Source organism: uncultured Corynebacterium sp., from assembly GCF_902489365.1.
GTDB lineage: Bacteria > Actinomycetota > Actinomycetes > Mycobacteriales > Mycobacteriaceae > Corynebacterium.
Genome location: NZ_CABTZR010000118.1, coordinates 1 through 5,118, shown reverse-complemented (window position 1 = coordinate 5,118; position 5,118 = coordinate 1). Strand labels below are relative to the sequence as shown.

General features: G+C 60.7%; 3 protein-coding genes and 2 pseudogenes. 2 read left to right on the top strand and 3 right to left on the bottom strand.

Annotated features, from left to right (window positions below):
• Window positions 1–648, top strand: a 648-nt coding sequence (locus RDN59_RS11390) for a YhjD/YihY/BrkB family envelope integrity protein (RefSeq protein ID WP_308607940.1), incomplete at its 5' end; no start/stop codon positions are given.
• 92 nt (window positions 649–740) lie between these two features.
• Here the strand turns inward: RDN59_RS11390 and RDN59_RS11385 are convergent.
• Both RDN59_RS11385 and RDN59_RS11380 read right to left on the bottom strand, forming a co-directional pair.
• Entirely contained in the window at window positions 741–1,769 is a 1,029-nt protein-coding gene (locus tag RDN59_RS11385; RefSeq protein ID WP_146003882.1) for a hypothetical protein, read from the bottom strand.
• A gap of 281 nt (window positions 1,770–2,050) precedes the next feature.
• Window positions 2,051–2,653, bottom strand: a pseudogene (locus RDN59_RS11380) (hypothetical protein); the annotation flags it as partial.
• A 543-nt stretch (window positions 2,654–3,196) separates the two neighbouring features.
• On the opposite strand from RDN59_RS11380, the gene RDN59_RS11375 reads away from it, so the two are divergent.
• Window positions 3,197–4,357, top strand: coding sequence for an RtcB family protein (locus RDN59_RS11375; protein ID WP_042529098.1), 1,161 nt, complete (start codon window positions 3,197–3,199; stop codon window positions 4,355–4,357).
• Between the two features lie 140 nt (window positions 4,358–4,497).
• Here the strand turns inward: RDN59_RS11375 and RDN59_RS11370 are convergent.
• Window positions 4,498–5,118, bottom strand: a pseudogene (locus tag RDN59_RS11370) (Fic family protein); the annotation flags it as partial.

The window sequence follows — 5,118 nt, the reverse complement described above, 5'->3', positions numbered from 1 at the left end:
CTCACGGCCTTCATCGTGGTGGGCGCGGTCATCGTGGTCTTTGCCAACTTGCTGCGTGATGCTGTTCTTAACGAAGGGTTGATTCCGCTTGCACGCAACGTAGGGCTAGAAGATACCGCCACGTACTTGGTGCGAATCTTCCTTCCAGTGTGGAACTGGCTGCGCTTCCCCGTCACGGTGATTGTGGTTCTCACGCTCATTGCGGTGCTTTATCACTACAGCCCCAACGTGCGGCCGGGGCGCTTTAGATGGATTACCTATGGTTCAGTGGTGGCTCTCGTGGGCACAGTAGTGTCCTGGGGGCTGGTGGGCCTCTACCTGAAGTACTTTGCTGCGGCCAGCGCCTATGGTGCGCTAAGTACCGTCATGGCGGTGTTCATGGCCATGTGGTTGATGAACACCGTGCTCATCGTCGGCATCAAGATTGATGCTGAGGTGTTGCGTGCCAAGGAGCTGCAGCTAGGGATGCACTCGGAACGCTTCATCCAAGCCCCGCCGCGCTCTGATAGCTCCTCTCAAGCCCAGGCCCGCGCCCAAGAGAACCTGGAGCAGAGGGCGCGTGAGATTTCAGATAACGCACGGCAGGCCCAGGACGAGACGGCAGAAGAGCCAGAGGAATCAGGGGAAACAGGGGAAGAACGCGCCTAACCGCCACAACCTTGCCCCCGCGTCGCCCACACGGATCGGCGATAAGTTCGGCGAATAGGGCACGTGCGGAGCCTCCCGTCAGGGACGTAGCTCTACTTCAGAGCGAGGTGGAAGGGAATCTCGGTGCCCGGCACGACGATACCGAACGCGCCGTCTTCCGCGCCGTCCTCAGGCACGCTGACAGCCACTCGGCCGGTACGTTTCTCCTGCGGCTGGAAGGGAGTGTCTACGTCGATAAACCCATTGACATCCCACATGAGGGGCTGCCCATTCGACTCCTGGCCCGGGCCAAAGTAGAGGAACGCCATTTCCGAGCCGGCGTCGTTCTCGCTGCCCACGTACGTCAAGGTCAAATCAAAGACCAGGTATTTCTTCCCCTCGTCTGGCTGCTTATAGGAAGGGTCCGCCGCCATGACTTCGTCCGTGCCATCGAAGTTGAGGTTGCTGACATCAACGTGCCATTCCGGTCCTTTCAGCGTTGTGTTGAGCGGTAGCGGGTTAGAACGCGAACCGGGTGTGCCTTCCTCAAGGACTTGGTTGCCGTTCTCGTCAGGAACGCTGTTGTAGTATTCCGTCGCTGTCGGGGTGGGAGAGTCCGTGCTGTCCAGCGTCTCCTCCTCATCCCAAGGTCGTACCGTCGTGCCCACGACAGAACTTGATATTCCGGGAGTTTGCGTAGTGTCCGGAAGAGACCCGATGAATTTTGCGGCCATGAAGAAGAAAAAGACTACCGAGGCGATCAAGCTGCCCACCATAGTAATGATCAGAGCGACTGCTCCCCACGCAGTTGACTGGTTGCTGAGGAAGAGTGAGGCCGCACCGGTAATAAGCGCTACGAGGAGCATGATCCAGCCTGCGATGTAGATGCCGGGGATGCAGGCGATGATTGTGCCCAGTACGGCGAGCACCGTGGCGATGATTCCAACGACGGACTTTTTCTTAGGTGGCTCTGGCTGGGGCTGTGCAGCCCCGTAGCCGCCGCCAGGATTGTTATGGGGAGTGCCTAAGGGTGGGAAAGGCTGGTTGGCATAGGGGTTCTGCTGCGGACCCCCGTGCTGGTGCGGCCTCTGCTGACCGGGGCCTGGGGGTGGAGTGTGCGGCGGATACGGAGGTTGGGTCATGAGTAGCTTCTTTCAGGAGAGCGTCAGATGAGTCCCGATAATAATCGCCGCATGGCTACCGCACCTGGGAACGCAGCTAGCCGGGGAGCGCTCCTAACTGCCCAAACGCTGTCACTGCGCAGATTCTTCCGCTACCCGGCGGTGGCCCGCAGTTTTGTCCTGCCTGCGCTTATTGAGGAGGGCCGAGGCGAGGGGCGCAGGCAGAAAAGAAGCCGAGGATGCCCGCTTCTGAGCGGACGTCCTCGGCTTACTGTTAGACCTTCTTCTTTGAAGGGACGGCCTTAGGCGGAGGGGTAGGTGCCGTCATCGGTGAGGCGCGCGGAGTCGTCGAGAAGCATCGCGATTTCCGCAGCCTTGGCGTTGTGAGCCGGCAGGCGGCGGCCCTCGATGACCTCAAACAACGGTGCACGGCCCAGCATGCCAGCCTCGAAATGGGCGCGGCCAGCACGCAGGCGCTGCTCGGCACGCTCACGCCACGAGGTGGCGGCAACCGCCCCGCGCTGCTGGGCCACTGCCTGCTCGAATACGCCCGGGTGAGCGTAGACGATGAGCGCGCTGACGTGGCCGAAGCCCAGCGAGGTCAGTGCCGCTGCCTTCACGCTGTGGCCCGCAGAGCCGAGGTCCAGCGGGGAGTGCAGCCACACCAGGTTCGGCGCCTTCGGGGCGATGAGCGGGTCGACGCAGTCCAGGGACACGTTCGCCGGGATGCGGTGCGTGCGGAAGACGTCGATGATGCCGCCGGTCTGGAAGAGCGCGGCGCCGGCTTTGGAGTGGCCGGTGAGCGTCTTTTGGGAGATGACAAACATCGGTTGATCCGCGTCGCGCCCGATGGCCGGCCACAGGATGGAGTGCAGCTCGGACTCGTTCGGGTCGTTGGCGCGGGAGATGAAGCGCTCGTCGATGCCGCCGGCGACCACGACGTCGGCCTTGCCCAGTGCACTCTTGCTGCATAACCAAGATAAAGATCCAGCCCACTCTCGACTAGGGCGAGGCGGGCTGAACGATTAAACGAAGCTTGTCACGGCGCACGACACCCCGCCAGACGGACGAACAAATGAGCAGGCAGTGAATGCGGTTGAATGGACGGTGTCAAGTTTTCGTGGCTGGGTGAATTTCCTTGCATCATTAATTGCTTGTAGAAATCGCGTACATCGTGTAGGTTCACACGCAGCACTAACAGCCCGAAAGAAGAACGAGAAAGCTAAAGGAGGCGAACCGCGATGATGACCCATAACAATCAGCCGCTAGGACGCTTCTTTAAGCAACTCTTCTAATAGGCTGACTTGACCATTTCCCGGGAAAGCGGCCCTGCTTATCCCGGACGTTGGTGCCAGCCGCGCGACCCGCGCGCACAACTCACAAGTCAGCCGCCCAAGCAGGCCCTTTCTCACGAACTGCGTTACGTAAACGCAGAGAAAGGCTCTCTTATGCGCCTGCACAACTTCGCCTCCATTGTTGAAGACAAGACGGTGGCGCAGGCACAACTCGTCGCTGACCTGCCCTTCGTCTACCCACACGTGGCGCTCATGCCTGATGCCCACTTTGGCAAGGGCTCCTCGGTCGGCACCGTCTTCGGCACGCTGCGTGCCGTCATCCCGGCGGCCGTCGGCGTGGACATCGGCTGCGGCATGATTGCCGTGCGGACCCACCTCACGCACGCGGATATCCAGGACTTCGCGCTCGAGGACCTGCGCACCGCAGTCGAAGACTCCATTCCGCTCTCGCCCGGCAATTACAACGGTTGGATCATGGACCCGCGCACCGAGGCTCGTACGCGTGAGCTCGCGCAGCTGGCCCAGGACACCGGCGTGGATCTCGGCCACTCCAAAAACTGGCGTCAGCAGCTGGGCAGCTTGGGCGGTGGCAACCACTTCATCGAGCTGTGTCTCGACGAAGAGGACCGCGTCTGGCTGTTCCTGCATTCTGGCTCGCGCGGCGTGGGCAACAAGATTGCCCAGAAACACATCAAGGCCGCGCAGCGCCACTGCGAGAAGCATTGGATCCAGCTCGCGGACAAGGACCTGGCCTACCTCGTCGAGGGCACGGAAGAGTTCGACTCCTACATTGCGGATCTCCACTGGGCACAGCACTTTGCGCTGCTCAACCGCGATGAGATGATGGACCGCTTCCTCGACTGCGTCGCCACCTGGTCCGGCGCGGATCGCGAGACCCTCGAGCTCGAGCGCATCAATTGCCACCACAACTACACCCAGCGCGAGAACCACTACGGTAAGAACGTGTGGCTCACGCGTAAGGGCGCCATCAAGGCGGACGAAGGCGACCTCGGCCTCATCCCCGGCTCGATGGGCACCACTAGCTACGTCGTGGAAGGCAAGGGCTACCCGCCGGGCCTCAAGTCTGCGCCGCACGGCGCGGGTCGCGTCATGTCGCGCACCCAGGCCAAGGCCCGCTTCACCGAGGCGGACCTTGCCGCACGAATGGAAGGCATCGTCTACCGTCCCGGCGCCGAGTTCGTCGATGAGATTCCGGACGCCTACAAGGACATCGACTGCGTGATGGCCGATGCCGCCCAGCTCGTCGAGGTCAAGCACACCCTGCGCCAGATCCTCAACGTCAAGGGCACCTAACCTGCGCCATGATGGGACCGTCACTTTTAGTGACGGTCTCTTTTGAGCTTTCCGACGCCCCCTCCTCCTGCAGCGTCGCATCAGCACGACGCTTTGCCTTATGCAAGGAAACGAAGTGCGTGACCACTATTGATTACTGCTTATTTATCGCGAAGGGCTGGAACTGCTCGGCCGGTCGGAGGTGAAAGCTGAGTATTAAACTGCGTCGAGGCGAGTTGGCGTTCAGCATCGTCGACCAGCATGAAAACATCGTCAGCGAAGTAACCGAGAAGCCCGCCCGCACCGATGACTTTCTTACGTAGAATGCCAGCGTCGGTGAGTGAATCGAGAGAATCTCGGGCCGTGCTTGTCGATGAAATCCCCAGCTCGGACTTCACGATGGACACCGTGACCAAAGGCATAGCAGGAAGCTTCTTGAGCAGTTGGAACTCCGTCGAATTTGATTTCAATGCGCGCTTGCTTCCTTGCGCAGTGCGGTGGTGATTTACCTTGTCCATCCATTCTGCTTCTAGGGCGGCGACGCTATCCGCAAGTTCAGCTGCTTTGGTGGTGGCGACTTGTGCAGCCTCGACGAAGAAAGAGATCCATGCCAGCACGTCACCCTCGCGGAATTTCGTGAGTCCGTCGACGTAACGGTCACCGAGCGTTGCCAGCACCATACTGACAGGGAGAACCGCAGCATCGGTGAGCCCTCTGCGCTGCAAAAGTGCGTGAATCATGGCTCGTCCCACGCGCCCATTCCCATCCGGGAATGGGTGGAT